Source organism: Pseudomonas laurylsulfatiphila (assembly GCF_002934665.1).
Taxonomy (GTDB): Bacteria; Pseudomonadota; Gammaproteobacteria; order Pseudomonadales; family Pseudomonadaceae; genus Aquipseudomonas; species Aquipseudomonas laurylsulfatiphila.
The window spans coordinates 63,153-78,011 of record NZ_NIRS01000005.1 but is presented as its reverse complement, the minus strand read 5'-3'; the positions used below and the strand labels follow the sequence as shown (position 1 = coordinate 78,011).

Here is a 14,859-nt window from a genome sequence, read left to right as displayed (position 1 = left end):
AGCTCCTACAGGAGATCAGTGTTCTGTAGGCGCTGGCTTGCCAGCGATTTGAGCACCACCGATTTCAGCTGGCGTGCTCCATCACCCGCCGATAAAACAACCACTCCTGCTCCAGCGCATGGGCCTGATTGCCGGCCTTGCGAAAGCCATGGCGTTCGTCGACGTAGTAATGCGCTTCGACCAGGATGCCGTTGTCCCGCAGCGCCGAGACCATGTCGCGGGTCTGTTGCGGGACGACCACGGCATCCAGTTCTCCCTGAAAGAAGATCATCGGCACGCGGATATTGCTGGCATGCAGCAGCGGTGTGCGGGCGGCGTAACGTTCGGCGTCCAGCAGAGGATCGCCGATCAACCAGTCCAGATAGTCGCTTTCGAATTTGTGGGTCGCGCGCCCCAGTGCTACCGGGTCGCTGACCCCATACAGACTGGCTCCGGCACAGAACACGTTGTGAAACGCCAGGGCGCAAAGCGTTGTGTAGCCGCCGGCGCTGCCGCCGCGAATGAAGGCCTTGTCGCCGTCGATCAGGCTGCGTTCGTTGAGGTAGCTGACCACGGCGCAAGCGTCTTCGACATCCACATCACCCCAGCTCAAATGAAGCGCCTGACGATAGGCCCGACCATAACCGCTGCTGCCGCGATAGTTGAGGTCGGCCACGGCGAAGCCCCGCTGTGTCCAGAACTGGATGCGCGGATCGAGCATCGGGTAGCAGGCCGACGTCGGGCCGCCATGGATGAACACCACCAGTGGCGGTTTCGCCGCGCCGGTCATTGCCGGGTAGAAGAAACCGTGGGCTTCGCCTGAGCCACTGGGGTAGCGCAAGGTCTGCGGGCGGCTGATCCGTTCGGGAGGAAGCGGTGCGATGCCGCCGGCCAGCACCTTCACTTGCCGGCTCAGACGATCGATGGCGATGACGGCGGTTGAGCTGACGGGCGACGCTGCAATGCAATAAATGAACTGCTCATCCACGGCGAGATGGCGGAAGCGGCTGTAGTCACCGGTGAAGTCGGTGCAGGAGTCGCCGCCTATGCCTAGTCGGCCAAACCCGCCCTCGGTCCAACTGGCCAGATAACTGTGGTCGCCCATCGGCAACCAGGTACTGCCGCCGAGTTGCCAGGGCGCCGGGCCATGGTCGGCGCTGGCACTTGGCAATGGGCTCATGCCTTTCCCGGATTCCACCCATGGCTGCCAGTAACCGGCGCGATCCGTCAGGCAGTACAAGCGACCGTCGGCATCAAACCGTGGCTGTTGCACAGACTCTTGAGCGCCGTCGCCCGCCACACAACGAGCCTTGGCAAACCCGTCGTTGGCGAGACGCTCGGCAACCATCAAGCGGGTCGCTGTCCATGGCTGATCCGGGCGACTCCATTCGATCCAGGCGAGACGCCGGGCACCAGGGCTCAGCGTCGGTGCTGCGTAGAAATCAGCACCTTCGGCCAGCAGGTGGCGTGTGCCATCCAACAGATCGATCGCCACCAGTCGGTGTTGGTCGCGATGCTCCTCGACCGCCAGCACCTGCCCGTAGGCGAACTGCAGATCGCCATAACGGCACGCACCGGACGTCAACCTTTCGGGCGCATCGCCCTGCAGTGTTTGCCGATACAACTGCTGGTCGGCCTCGTTGACGAAAACGATGCCGTCGTCCGTCAGACAAAACGCTCCACCGCCATATTCGTACACCCGACTGCGCACGCTGAATCCCGGCGGCGTCAGGCATTTCGCTGTGCCCTCACGCCAATGCCAGATCCGGCACGCCGCGTCTTCGGGGCGGTACTCGTTCCAGAACAGGCCGTTTGGCCCGACCTGCAGTTCGGCAAAATCGATACCGGCAGCCACGGCTTTGGCCGCGCTGAAAGGTTCAGCTTTTGGCGATGAGGCGTGAGTTTCGTTCATTGCGAAAGGCCAGTTGGTCGATGGTCTGGGTCGCGTGTTCGGCTTCTTCGCGAGCCTTGAGGATCACGCCGTGTTGTGGCGACTTGCTGCACACCGGGTCGGCGTTGCTGGCATCACCGGTGAGCATGAACGCCTGGCAGCGGCAGCCGCCGAAGTCTTTTTCTTTCTCGTCACAGGAGCGGCACGGCTCGGGCATCCAGTCGTAACCGCGAAAGCGATTGAAGCCGAACGAGTCGTACCAGATGTGCTGCATGCTGTGGTCGCGCACGTTGGGAAACTGCACCGGTAGCTGTCGGGCGCCGTGACAGGGCAGGGCGGTTCCGTCCGGTGTGACCGTCAGAAAAATACTGCCCCAGCCGTTCATGCAGGCTTTCGGGCGTTCTTCGTAATAGTCCGGGGTGACGAAAATCAGCTTGCACGGATGCCCTTCGGCTTCCAGTTTGGCGCGGTATTCATTGGTGATGCGTTCGGCGCGCACCAGTTGCTCCTGGGTCGGCAACAGCCCGACGCGATTGAGTTGCGCCCAGCCGTAGAACTGGCACGTGGCGAGCTCGACGAAGTCCGCTTCCAGGGCGATGCACAGCTCGATGATGCGGTCGATCTGGTCGATGTTGTGCCGATGGGTGACGAAGTTCAGCACCATCGGATATCCATGGGCTTTCACCGCCCGGGCCATTTCCAGTTTCTGCGCAAAGGCCTTTTTCGAACCGGCCAGCAGGTTGTTCACCTGCTCGTCGCTGGCCTGGAAACTGATCTGGATGTGATCGAGGCCGGCCTTCTTGAAGTCGCTGATTTTCTGCTCGGTGAGGCCGATGCCGGAGGTGATCAGGTTGGTGTAGAAACCCAGTTGGCGGGCTTCGGTAATCAGCTCGGCGAGGTCCTGGCGCACCAGCGGTTCACCGCCGGAAAAGCCCAGTTGCGCCGCACCCATTTCCCGCGCTTCACGGAACACCTTGATCCACTGTGCGGTGCTCAGCTCTTTGCCCTGTTCGGCGAAATCCAGCGGATTGGAGCAGTACGGGCATTGCAGCGGGCAGCGATAGGTCAGCTCGGCGAGCAGCCACAGCGGCAAGCCGACTTCCGGTTTGGGCGGCACTTGCACTGATGAATCAGGCAAGTTCGATCCAGTGCTGCGCACGGGCCACCTCCATGAATTGCTCGATGTCGTCACCGAGCTCGGGTACGCCGGGGAACTGTTGCTCGAGTTCGGCGATGATTGCCGCGACATTCCGTTCACCGTCAATCAAGCCACCGATCAGTGCGGCGCTTTCATTGAGCTTGATCATGCCTTCCGGGTACAGCAGCACGTGGCCTTTCTGCGCTGGTTCGTATTGGAAACGGTAGCCGGGACGCCAGGTCGGGGTCTTGCTGCGATCGAAACTCATAAGGTGATTCCTTTGTGCCAGACCCGTTCCCCGGTCACGCTGTGATACGGCGGGCGTTTCAGTTCGTAGGCCATGCTCATGGCATCGAGCATGCTCCAAAGAATGTCCAGTTTGAACTGGAGAATTTCCAGCATGCGCTCCTGGCCTTCCCGGGTGGTGTAGTGCTGCAACGTGATCGCCAGACCGTGCTCGACATCACGCCGTGCCTGGCCCAGGCGCGTGCGGAAATACGCGTAGCCGGCCGGGTCGATCCATGGGTAATGCTGCGGCCAACTGTCCAGGCGCGATTGGTGGATTTGCGGGGCGAACAGTTCGGTCAGCGAGCTGCTGGAGGCCTCCTGCCAGCTGGCGCGGCGGGCAAAGTTGACGTAGGCGTCCACGGCGAAGCGCACGCCGGGCAGCACCAGTTCCTGGGAGCGCAACTGGTCCGGGTCGAGGCCGACGGCCTGGCCCAGTCGCAGCCAGGCTTCGATGCCGCCGTCCTCACCGGGCGCGCCGTCGTGGTCGAGCAGGCGCTGAATCCACTCGCGGCGGATCTCGCGGTCAGGGCAGTTCGCCAGAATGGCCGCGTCTTTCAGGGGAATGTTCACCTGATAGTAGAAACGGTTGGCGACCCAGCCCTGGATCTGCTCGCGGGTCGCCCGGCCTTCGTACATCGCCACGTGGTAGGGGTGATGGATGTGGTAGTAGGCGCCCTTGGCGCGCAGGGCCGCTTCGAATTCGGCGGGGGACATCGGGGTGTCGGTCATCGGGGTTCTCCGGGAAACAACCTGGATATGTGTTGCTGCTGCCGGCCTCATCGCGAGCAGGCTCGCTCCCACAGGGGGATGTGGTCAACTGTGGGAGCGAGCCTGCTCGCGATAGACCGCGCAGCGGTCTCTGCTACTCACAAAACAATACTCATGCCGTCATACGCCACTTCAACCTGGCGTCGATCCAGCTCCGCGCGCTCGGGCGAATCTTCATCGAGAATCGGATTGGTGTTGTTGATGTGGATAAGCACCTTGCGCTGCGTGGGCAGTTGCTCCAGCACTTCGAGCATGCCGCCGGGGCCGTTTTGCGCCAGATGGCCCATTTCCCGACCGGTGCGGGTACCTACGCCACGACGCTGCATTTCATCGTCATCCCACAGCGTGCCGTCGACCAGCAAACAATCGCTGCCGGCCATGATCTCCAGCAGCGCTGCATCCACCTTGCCCAGGCCCGGTGCGTAGAACAGTTTGCCGCCAGTGTTGAGGTCCTCGACGATCAGGCCGATGTTGTCGCCCGGATGCGGGTCGAAGCGGTGCGGCGAGTACGGCGGCGCGGCACTGCGCAAAGGCAGCGGGGTGAAGCGCAGGTTCGGGCAGGCGGGAATGGTGAAGCTTTGATCGAGTTCGATGCGGTTCCAGTTCAGCCCGCCGTTCCAGTGGGTCAGCATGTTGAACAGCGGAAATCCGCTGCTCAGGTCTTCGTGAACCATGTCGGTGCACCAGACCTGATGCGGGCAACCCTCACGCAGCATGAGCAGGCCGGTGGTGTGATCGATCTGGCTGTCCATCAGGATGATCGCGCCGATCCCGGTATCGCGCAGGGCGCGGCCCGGCTGCATCGGGGCGAAGCCCTGGAGTTGGGCGCGGATGTCCGGTGAGGTGTTGCACAGCACCCAGTTCACGCCGTCATCGGAAATCGCGATGGACGACTGCGTCCGCGCCTTGGCCCGTAGGCTGCCGTCGCGAAAGCCTGCGCAGTTCACGCAGTTGCAGTTCCACTGGGGGAAGCCGCCGCCGGCGGCGGAACCTAGAATCTGGACAAACATGGACGCTCCATCATTTCAACGCTGAAAATAAAACGCCTCGGATAACCGAGGCGTTGTGCTGCACATCTGCCAAAGCAGAGATTAGCGGCTTGCGAAGTACATGGTGACTTCAAAGCCGATACGCAGGTCGGTGTAGGCAGGTTTGGTCCAGGCCATCAATTGAACTCCTTCAGGTAGGTGGGACAGCGCTATCTATAGGTTTAGTCCACCTCAGGTCAGAGATGTTCCAAATAGTTAGGTTGCTATGTTACTCAAAATTTCAAAGAGATTGCCCGTGAAACTTTGAGAAAGCTCCTTACCGCCCCGGTAATGATCATTTTGCCGCTTGCCATGGCGTACCTGGGCTGGTGGAACTGGCCAGGCAGCGCCAGCCGCCCTCGGCCTGATTCAGGCGTCGGGCCGCCGCCAGTAGAGCGACCCGGTCGATTTGCAAAATGGCCTCGGGCAATTGCGTCAGATAATCCGACGAGCGGCCGCCCAGCTTGCCCTGCCAAAGCAATTCCGCAGCCTGGGCAGTGGGCAATGCAGCCTGGGAAAATTGCTCGGCCAAGGTCTGGCGCCCGGCGATGAACGCGTTGTCATCGAGGGTATTGATCAGCATTGGCAAGCCGCTGAGAAACTGCTCGATGTGTTGCAGCAGATCTGCCGGCGCTACGTTCGGTGATTGCACACCGAACAGTAATCCGGTTGTCCCGTGAATCTGGCGTAGGGCGCTGAACACCGCATAACCCAGTTGCAACTCCACGCGCAGGCGCTGGTAGAAAGGCGTCTGACAGAAGTGCGCAAGTAGACGCCACGCGGCTTCGTCGGCCAGCTCCCCGGTCGCGGCAGGGCAAAACAGCAGCAGCGCGTGCTCGCTGGAACCGCTGTCGACGGCACTCCACAGACGTTGTGACGAGAGGGTTGGTGGCGGGGTCAGTTGATTGTCCGGCGTGCCGTGTACACGGCTCAAGGCCAGGCCCATGGCCGCTTGAGTCTGGGCGGACATGCCAATCGCCAGGCCATCCCAGCGTGCACTCGACCAGAGTTGCTGCGTATCGTCCGTGTTCGCGGTGTGCGCAAGGCAGTGATCGGGCAATGCCTTGAGCAGCTGTCGAATGGGCATCAGCGCGACGCTCGCCGGCGTGGCTTGTGAGACTGCAGCGTCAGGTTGTGTCAGTTCTTTCAGCGCATGCTCCAGGACGGTGGGCATCGGCTCCTGCAGTCCGGTCATTTTCAGCAGCCATTCGTTGCCCGAGGCACTGAAGGAAACATCCACACCGGCCTGACGCGCGTCTTCGCGCAGCGCATGCAGGTTGTTTTCCAGGCGTGATTGAAGGGCGCTGGCGGGACTCGAGTCCAGACGCCAGCGCAGATAAATCGCACCTTCCGCGCTGTTGTCCGGCAATGCCTGGCTGAATTGCATCGGCGAACGTTCACGACGGCTGCGCGAGCGATCCTGGGCAAAGGTACGCAGGCCGCGGTGGGCGCTGGTCTGGCCACGAATCAGTCCGGCGTTGGACGCGGGTGCTTCGGTGCGCAGGAACGGGTTGGGGGCGGGCAACTGCCATGGGCCGCTGAAGTTATCCACAGCGCCGATTTGAGTGAGGATTTGCTTGAGCGCTGTAACGCCTTGGCCAGATAACCCGACTTCGTGTTGTTCGCTGTCCAGCCGGGCCAATTGCAAGGCACTGCTGACCTGTTGCTGGCGCTGGTGCAGGGTGGCGTATTCTTCGCGCAACGGGGTCCAGTCCTGCTGGGCAAAAAAGCTCAGCCAGTCCATAAGGCGTTCGTGAATCCCTGTCGGCAACCCATTGGCCGGCAACGTGAGCTCGATATGCAGCAAGGCTTGCCCGGCGAATTGGTACAGCGGCTGGGCCTTCAGGTGAACGGCCAGCCCGCGCTCGCGCAGGTCCGCCGACAAGCCACCGGGTTTTGCCGAATTCAGCCAGTGGCACAAAAATGCCAGCGCCTCGGCGCAAGACTCGGGCAGCGATTCGAGGGCGAACAGCCAATTCAGTCGCCGTTCTTCAGCCTGTTGATAACTTCTTTCTGACGTCGACATCAGTGGCACAGGAGCGTGTTGCTCAATGCTTTCTCCCTTGGCGATGACGTTACCAAACGCTTCAGCCAGGGTCCTTAGCTCTTCGAGGCTTTGCGGTCCGGCCAGGCTCAACGTCATCTGCCCAGTCTGGTAAAACCGCTGATAAAAATCCTGCAGGGCCTGCTGAAACTCGGGCTGCTCTACAGGCAGGGTGGCGCGATTGCCGGCATGAAAACCACGAAGCGGATGTGCTTCTGAGAGTCCGTCGAACAGCGCAAATTGCTGCTGCGCTGTCGCATCCTGCGACCAGGCGACAAACTCCGCCTGCAGTACTTCCCGTTCCTGCTGCTGATCGTCCGGATTCATACGCGGATGGGCGAGCATGTCTGACAGACGCTCCAGCCCACCGGCAAATGCCTGGGGTGGCAGTTCGAAAAAGTAGTCTGTGGTGCGCTCGCTGGTTCGCGCGTTTATCTGGCCGCCATGACTCTGGACGTAGGCCATCAACCCTTGTCGGGCAGGAAAACGCTCAGTCCCCAGAAACAGCAGATGCTCAAGAAAGTGCGCCATGCCGGGCCACGCCAGCGGCACATCGTGGCTGCCCGCGGCGACCCGCAACGCTGCTGCGCAACGCTTCAGATTCGGAGCATGACGCAGCGTCACCCGCAAGCCGTTGGCCAGGGTTTCAGTGTGGGGGCGAGGGTGATTCAGCGCGGGCATGGGCACTTCCAGAACAGTGAAGTGCCAATGCTAGCGGATTAGGGCTTGTTCAGCTCGCCGTAAAGCTCGGGACGACGATCGATCAGGTAGCGATTGGCGGCACGGGAATCGACCATCAACTGTCGATCCAGCTCACCGACAATCAGCGACTCATCCAGTCCCGCCTGAGCGATACGGCTGCCATCCGGCGCGGCAATGCTGCTCTGGCCGCAATAATGGATGTCGCCTTCATGGCCACAGTAGTTGGCGTAAGCCACATAGCATTGGTTTTCGAAGGCGCGGGAACGCACGGTGACATCGGCGACGAAATCGAACGGAATCATGTTCGCGGTCGGCACCAGAATCAGCTCGGCGCCGCCCAGGGCCAGGCGTCGGGCATTTTCCGGAAACTCCAGGTCGTAGCAGATCAGGAAACCGAGCTTCCAGCCGTTGAGCTCAACGATGGGTAACTCATCGGAACCTGCACTGAACATCGAGTGATCGAGGTCGCCGAATAAGTGGGTCTTGCGGTAGTTACACAGGCGCTCGCCGTTAGAGTCAATCAACTGCACGGCGTTGTAGATCTGCCCGTCCTCGGTGCGCTCGGGGTAGCCATACAAGATGGCAATCCCGGTTGCCTTGGCAATGCGCGCGATCTGCTGCGCCGACTCACCGTTGTACACCTCCGCCAACACGCTGACGGCATCGACGCCGATGTTGTAGCCGGTCAGGAACATCTCCGGCAGCACCAGAAGGTCCGCGCCTTTTGCCTCCAGCGCCAGTTGTTGCAGGCGTTGCAGGTTGCCGGCGACATCCAGCGGCAACGGTGGACATTGGTAAAGGGCTACGCGCATTTCGGATTCCTCTTACTCGGGCAGGGCGATCGGTCCGATCTCGTTGAACACATCTCCTGGACCCGGATTCTCGGCGTGAGTTGCACCGCCGAAGTGTTTCATGATGCCCCACACCGCGTTGAGCGAGGTCTGAACCGCGCCTTCAACCCAGGCTGGCGTCCACGAGACGTCGTCGCCAGCGATGAAGATCCCGCGCTGTTCTGCCGGCATATCGTCCTGCATGAAGTGCGCGTACATGCGCTGGTTGTAGCGGTAGTGACCGGGCAGTGCGCCTTTGAACGCGCCGAGGAAATGCGGGTCGGCTTCCCAGGACACAGTGATCGGATCGCCGATGATCCGTGCGGCGATGTCGACTTTCGGGTAGATCTTCTTCAGTGCATCCAGCGCCAGTTTCACGCGTTTTTCCACCGGATGCGGGAGCATTTTCAGCGCGTCGCTCATCCACGAGTACGACAGGCAAATCACCCCTGGCTTGTCGTCGCCGTTGTCGAACAGGTACGTGCCACGGGTCAGGCGGTCGGTCAAGGTCATGCTCATCAGGTCGCGGCCGGTTTCCGGATCCTTGTCCTTCCAGAACGGGCGGTCGACCATCACGAAGGTTTTCGACGATTGCATGTAGCGGGTGCGGTCCAGGGCCATCCACATCTTTTGCGAAAACAGGGTTTCGTCGCATTCGATCTGGGTGGTCAGCAGCCAGCTCTGGCACGTGGTCAACACGGCGGCGTATTCGCGGGTGTCGCCCCAGTTGTCGGTGACGGCGAAGCGGCCGCCCGGTGCGTGGGCAATTTTCTTCACGCCGGTGCGCGGCGCGCCGCTGTGCAGAGAGCTGAGGCTGGTGCCGGCCGGCCAGTGTGCGCAACGCTCCGGCACATGGCGCCAGATGCCTTGTGGCACTTGTTCCACGCCACCGACCACCAGATGCTGGTGATCGTCGCAGTTGGTCATCACCACGCGGAAGATTTCCAGCATCGAATTCGGGAAGTCAGAGTCCCAGCCGCCGGTGCCGAAACCGACCTGGCCGAACACTTCGCGGTGATGGAACGACAGCTTGGCAAACGCCTTGGAGGTGGCGACGAAGTCGTAGAAGGTGCGGTCGTCCCACAACGGCACCAGGGTGTTCCACAGTTCCTTGAGGCGTGGCACGTCGCGGTCGCGAATGGCTTGCTGGATATCGGAGAACTGCGAGCCGGCTTCCAGGGCATCGGCCCACGCGTCAGCCACTTCCTGGAACAGCGCAGGAAGGTCCGACAGCTTCTGTGCGTAATGGGTCTGACCTTCGAGATCGATCACCGTGCTGCCCGACGCAGGCGTCAGCGGGTTGGGAAACGGTTTGGTTTCCAGGCCGAGCTTGTCGACGTAGTGATAGAACGCGGTGGACGACACCGGGAAGCGCATGCCACCCAGCTCGGCCACGATGCCTTCGGCGCCGTTGAATGCCTGGGAGCGCAGACGGCCACCCATTTTCGAGGCTTCGTAGACGACCGGTTTCAGCCCCAGCTTCATCAGCTCATACGCGGCCACCAGACCGGCAATCCCACCGCCGACAATCGCCACTTCAGCACCGTGATTGTGCTCGGGAATGCTGCCCAGGCCAGCCGGGTGTTCGATCCAGTCGTCGAAGGCGAAGGGAAAGTCCGGGCCGAAAATGGTGATTGGTTTTTTACCGTCTGCAGGATGGCGATTGTTCTTGTTCATGGCTGACCTTGCTGGCGACCCGACGCGGAATGCGCATCTGAGTATAGGAAAAGATGCCAGCCATTCTAGAGAGCACAGAGCACGTTAATAAGACGCAAAGTGTCGTCGTTTTGCCATTTTATTGGTCGATATGACGATATCGATGTACACACTGTCCACTGTGGGAGCGAGCTTGCTCGCGATAGCGCCAGTTCAGTCACCGATGAACCCAACCCTGAAAAGTCAAACCGGCTGCCCCCGATCAATCTTGCTGCTCAAGATGATCGACGTCGTGGTCTTCTCCACCCCATCCACACTGCCAATCTGATCCAGCAACTGATCCAGCTGCTCCGGCGAATCGGTGCGCAACCACGCCACATAATCAAATTCGCCACTCACCGCACACAACTGCTGTACCTGCGCCATCGCGCTCAGGCGGCGCAACACCTCCTTGCCGGAACGCGGTTGCACCGTGATCCCGACATACGCCTGCAACCCGCCATCCACCACCCGCTGCCCGAGGCGCACGCCGTAGCCGGTGATCACTTTGGCCTTTTCCAGCCGCGCCAGGCGCGAGGTGACGGTGGTGCGGGCGATGCCCAGTTGCCGGGCGAGCATGGCCACGCTCTCACGGGCGTTGATCTGCAGGGCTGCAATCAACTGGCGGTCGATTTCGTCGAGAACGGGCGGGCGAGTGTCAGGCAAAGGGTTATCTCCAGCGGCATGGATCGGTGCGCAAGCATGTTACAGGCAGATTCTGTAGGACGCTCGCGACGGATCCCTGATCTGGCTTCAGTACCGTTCATGACATTTGTGCATGCGACAAATTGCCATAAGTAACCAGTTAGTACATTATTCCACCCTTGTCAGAAATGGGGAAAATGTCCGACATGAACAATTCTGGGGTTGCCGCCGGCAGCAAATGGTTGCTGGCGGGGCTGGGTGTGTTGATTGCACTGATCGGGCTCGGCCTGGCGGGTGGCGGTGGCTATCTGATTGCGCTGGGCGGCAGTGGGTATTTCCTGCTGATGGGCCTGGCGATGCTGGTGTCCGGCCTGTTGATTGCCCGTCGCAAGCCGCTGGGCGCCTGGCTGTATGGTGTGGCGCTGGTCTTCACCGCGATCTGGGCGGTATGGGATGCCGGTCTTGAATACTGGCCGCTGGTCTCGCGGGTGCTGACCTTCGCCGTGATCGGGCTAGTCGTCGCGCTGATCTATCCGACCCTGGTCCGCGCTTCGGGCGCGACCGGCGGGCGTGGCGCCTACGGTCTGGCCGGCATTCTGGGCGTGGGCGTCGTTGCGACGATGGCCTACATGTTCATCCCGACCCACGTGGTCAAAAACACCACTGTACCTGCGGTAACGCCGGTCACTCCGGGCACCGAACAGAAAGACTGGGCGCACTGGGGCAACACCACCGCCGGCAACCGCTTTGCTGCGCTGGACCAGATCAACAAAGGCAACATCGACAAGTTGCAGGTCGCCTGGACCTTCCGCACCGGCGATATCCCGCAAAGCACCGGTGCCGGCGCCGAAGACCAGAACACCCCGCTGCAGATCGGTGACACGGTCTATACCTGCACCGCCTACGGCAAAGTCTTCGCCCTGGATGCCGACACCGGCGCCCAGCGCTGGAAGTTCGACCCGCAAGGCACCGCGCCCAACTGGCAGCGCTGCCGTGGCCTGGGTTATTCCGAAACCCCGGCGTCTCCGGACAATCAGCCAACCGCCTGTACGAAACGTCTGTTTCTGCCAACCGGCGATGCCCGTCTGATCGCCATCAATGCCGACACCGGCAAGCCCTGCGAAGAGTTCGGCAACAAGGGCACCGTCGACCTGACCACCGACATGGGCGAAGTGAAGCCCGGTTACTACCAGCAAACCTCGACCCCGCTGGTCGCAGGGGACGTGGTGATCGTCGGTGGCCGCGTGGCCGACAACTACTCCACCGGCGAACCGCCGGGCGTGGTGCGTGCCTACGACGTGCGCAGCGGCGAACTGGTGTGGGCGTGGGATCCGGGCAATCCGAACACCAGCAAACGTCCGCCCGCCGGTGAGACTTATACCCGTGGCACGCCGAACGTGTGGTCGGCCATGTCCTACGACGCCAAACTCGGTCTGGTCTACCTGCCGACCGGCAACGCAACGCCAGACTTCTTCGGCGGTCAACGCACCGAGTTCGACGACAAGTGGAGCTCCTCCATCGTCGCCATCGACGTGAAAACCGGTCAGGTGCGCTGGCACTTCCAGACCACTCACCACGACCTGTGGGACTTCGACCTGCCGGCACAGCCGCTGCTGTACGACGTGCCGGACGACAAGGGCGGCACCCAGCCAGCCCTGGCGCAAGTCACCAAGCAGGGCGAGATCTTCCTGCTCAACCGCGAAACCGGCGTGCCGATTGCCCGCGTCGAAGAGCGCCCGGTGCCGCAAGGCAAGGTTCCCGGCGAACGCTATTCGCCAACCCAACCGTTCTCGGTCGACATGCCATCAATCGGCAACAAGACCCTGACCGAATCCGACATGTGGGGCGCCACGCCATTTGACCAGTTGATGTGCCGCATCCAGTTCAAAGGCATGCGCCACGAGGGCGTCTACACCCCGCCGGGCATGGACCGCGCCCTGCAATTCCCGGGTTCGTTGGGCGGCATGAACTGGGGCAGTGTCTCGGTCGATCCGAACACCAACTACATGTTCGTCAACGACATGCGCCTGGGCCTGGCCAACTACATGATCCCGCGCGACAAGATCAAAGCCGGGGCCAGCGGCATCGAAATGGGCGTGGTACCGCAGGAAGGCACGCCGTTCGGCGCCATGCGCGAGCGCTTCCTCTCGGCGGTCGGCATTCCTTGCCAGAAACCACCGTTCGGCACCATGTCGGCCATCGACCTCAAGACCCACAAACTGATGTGGCAAGTCCCGGTCGGCACCGTACAGGACACCGGCCCGCTGGGCATCCGCATGCACCTGCCGATCCCGATCGGCATGCCGACCCTCGGAGCATCGCTCGCCACCCAGTCGGGCCTGCTGTTCTTCGCCGGCACACAGGACTTCTACCTGCGCGCCTTCGACACCGGCAACGGCAATGAAATCTGGAAGTCGCGCTTGCCGGTGGGCAGCCAGTCCGGGCCGATGACCTACGTTTCGCCCAAGACTGGCAAGCAGTACATCCTGTTGACGGTGGGCGGTGCGCGTCAGTCGACGGATCGTGGGGACTATGTGATTGCCTACGCTTTGCCCAAATAAGGTGATGTAGGAGCGAGCCTGCTCGCGATGGACGTTAACGATAACGCGTGCTGTCTGAATGGACGCGGCGTGTTCAAGTCCATCGCGAGCAAGCTCGCTCCTACATGATTGTGCGGGGCGACAGGATGGACAGCGACCGTCACTCGTAGTCGAATGCGAGAACGAAGGATCCGAGGCAATGGACATGACGACGAACCTGCCTGCCGCTGTACGCGACCGCGCATTGCAGATCGCCCATCACGAAATGGGGCACTACGTGGTGGCCCGCGCCCTGGGCTTTGAAACGGGCGGCGTGACCCTGACAGTGACCAGGGATTTGCGACACCAGGGCGGGGCCTCCATCACGCTGGTGCGGCCCATTTCGTCGATAGATGCCATGAAGGAACATCTGGAAGCCCGGATGATGGTGCTCCTGGCGGGCGCCATGGCGCAGACACTCCCTTCAAAACCTTCAGCCGCAAAACGCGTCGATAAACCCAAAGCCACCGCCATCCTCAAAGGCGAGCAGGGGGCGGAGCAGGACTACGCAAAAATCAGGGAGCTTCAGCATCTGCTGCGCAACATCGTCTACCCCGATACCGATCCGGCGTCGAGCGAGCGCATAACGGCGCAGCTTAAAGCGATGAATGATCGGGTGTGGGGCCGGACGCAAAAAATCATCGAGGACCAGGCCGAGACAATTGCCGAATTGGCTGGGGCGCTGGTGGACGGGATGGTTCTTGTAGAGCAATGGGGGCGGGCGGCGGATACGTATGAGGTGGTGTTCACCGGGCCGATGCTGGAGCGACTGCGGGCCGTGTAAGCCATACCTTCGTGATGTGTTTGGACTGAAGAGTCCGGTCCTATCAGTCCCCAAAAGGGAACGCTCGGTCCCTTTTGGGGAATTTTCAGGCTCTGTTTGTTTTATTGATCTGCTTGCGCTCTCGTTTGAGCAGGTCTGCGCGTCAGCACCTTCACCACATCATCAATCACCGCTTTGCTCATCGTCGTCAGGTAGTGCGCGGCCCAGGCGTGGCGGTCGGAGTCTTGGGCGTAGGCGGCATCGACGGTCAGGGACTTGGCGAGGTAGAGCAGATCGGAGGCTTGGGCCAGAGCGTCGGCGATGGGGACGTTGCGGCAGACGTGGAACAGTGGTTGGTCCGAGAGATACATGAAGGGGGTGAAGCCGATGGTTTTCAGTTCTGAATGATCAGATGGATTTGCTTTTGTCATGATTTAACTCCTTGGCTTAAAGAGCTGCCTCGTTCGTTTCCAAGCGAATGGGTGGCAGCTGTGCGCAGGTTGGAAACC

The 14,859-nt window shown here is 61.4% G+C and carries 13 protein-coding genes; 2 read left to right on the top strand and 11 right to left on the bottom strand.

Annotated features, from left to right (window positions below):
- Nucleotides 1–64: 64 nt before the first annotated feature.
- From CD175_RS18805 to CD175_RS18760, 10 genes are all read right to left on the bottom strand, one after another.
- Complete coding sequence (locus CD175_RS18805) at nucleotides 65–1,891, bottom strand: S9 family peptidase (protein WP_104450018.1); 1,827 nt, start codon at nucleotides 1,889–1,891, stop codon at nucleotides 65–67.
- Nucleotides 1,857–3,029 (bottom strand): pyrroloquinoline quinone biosynthesis protein PqqE, encoded by a 1,173-nt coding sequence (gene pqqE / locus CD175_RS18800; RefSeq protein WP_104450017.1) that lies wholly within the window; start codon nucleotides 3,027–3,029, stop codon nucleotides 1,857–1,859. The genes CD175_RS18805 and pqqE overlap by 35 nt, the downstream gene beginning before the upstream one ends.
- Complete coding sequence (pqqD, locus tag CD175_RS18795) at nucleotides 3,001–3,276, bottom strand: pyrroloquinoline quinone biosynthesis peptide chaperone PqqD (protein ID WP_104450016.1); 276 nt, start codon at nucleotides 3,274–3,276, stop codon at nucleotides 3,001–3,003. Before pqqD ends, pqqE begins: the two co-directional genes overlap by 29 nt.
- Complete coding sequence (gene pqqC / locus CD175_RS18790; protein WP_104450015.1) at nucleotides 3,273–4,025, bottom strand: pyrroloquinoline-quinone synthase PqqC; 753 nt, start codon at nucleotides 4,023–4,025, stop codon at nucleotides 3,273–3,275. The genes pqqD and pqqC overlap by 4 nt, the downstream gene beginning before the upstream one ends.
- Before the next feature lie 137 nt (nucleotides 4,026–4,162).
- On the bottom strand, nucleotides 4,163–5,074 hold the full coding sequence (gene pqqB, locus CD175_RS18785) for a pyrroloquinoline quinone biosynthesis protein PqqB (protein ID WP_104450014.1): 912 nt from the start codon (nucleotides 5,072–5,074) through the stop codon (nucleotides 4,163–4,165).
- A gap of 81 nt (nucleotides 5,075–5,155) precedes the next feature.
- Nucleotides 5,156–5,230 (bottom strand): pyrroloquinoline quinone precursor peptide PqqA, encoded by a 75-nt coding sequence (pqqA, locus tag CD175_RS18780; protein WP_003444522.1) that lies wholly within the window; start codon nucleotides 5,228–5,230, stop codon nucleotides 5,156–5,158.
- Between the two features lie 157 nt (nucleotides 5,231–5,387).
- Nucleotides 5,388–7,817, bottom strand: coding sequence for a pyrroloquinoline quinone biosynthesis protein PqqF (pqqF, locus tag CD175_RS18775; RefSeq protein ID WP_104450013.1), 2,430 nt, complete (start codon nucleotides 7,815–7,817; stop codon nucleotides 5,388–5,390).
- Nucleotides 7,818–7,855: 38 nt separating this feature from the next.
- Nucleotides 7,856–8,650 (bottom strand): carbon-nitrogen hydrolase family protein, encoded by a 795-nt coding sequence (locus tag CD175_RS18770; RefSeq protein ID WP_104450012.1) that lies wholly within the window; start codon nucleotides 8,648–8,650, stop codon nucleotides 7,856–7,858.
- A gap of 12 nt (nucleotides 8,651–8,662) precedes the next feature.
- The gene (locus CD175_RS18765) at nucleotides 8,663–10,345 is read right to left on the bottom strand and encodes a flavin monoamine oxidase family protein (protein WP_007980300.1); all 1,683 of its coding nucleotides are present in this window, start codon (nucleotides 10,343–10,345) and stop codon (nucleotides 8,663–8,665) included.
- A 222-nt stretch (nucleotides 10,346–10,567) separates the two neighbouring features.
- Nucleotides 10,568–11,029 carry an Lrp/AsnC family transcriptional regulator gene (locus CD175_RS18760; RefSeq protein ID WP_007980298.1) on the bottom strand — a complete coding sequence of 154 codons (462 nt, stop codon included), beginning with the start codon at nucleotides 11,027–11,029 and terminating at the stop codon, nucleotides 10,568–10,570.
- 185 nt (nucleotides 11,030–11,214) lie between these two features.
- On the opposite strand from CD175_RS18760, the gene CD175_RS18755 reads away from it, so the two are divergent.
- Together CD175_RS18755 and CD175_RS18750 are read left to right on the top strand one after the other, a co-directional pair.
- Nucleotides 11,215–13,569, top strand: a complete 2,355-nt coding sequence (locus CD175_RS18755; protein WP_104450443.1) for a glucose/quinate/shikimate family membrane-bound PQQ-dependent dehydrogenase — start codon at nucleotides 11,215–11,217, stop codon at nucleotides 13,567–13,569.
- Nucleotides 13,570–13,753: 184 nt separating this feature from the next.
- Nucleotides 13,754–14,371 (top strand): zinc metalloprotease, encoded by a 618-nt coding sequence (locus CD175_RS18750; RefSeq protein ID WP_104450442.1) that lies wholly within the window; start codon nucleotides 13,754–13,756, stop codon nucleotides 14,369–14,371.
- A gap of 101 nt (nucleotides 14,372–14,472) precedes the next feature.
- Here CD175_RS18750 and CD175_RS18745 read toward each other — a convergent pair whose 3' ends face one another.
- On the bottom strand, nucleotides 14,473–14,781 hold the full coding sequence (locus tag CD175_RS18745) for a DUF3077 domain-containing protein (protein WP_104450011.1): 309 nt from the start codon (nucleotides 14,779–14,781) through the stop codon (nucleotides 14,473–14,475).
- Nucleotides 14,782–14,859: the final 78 nt, after the last annotated feature.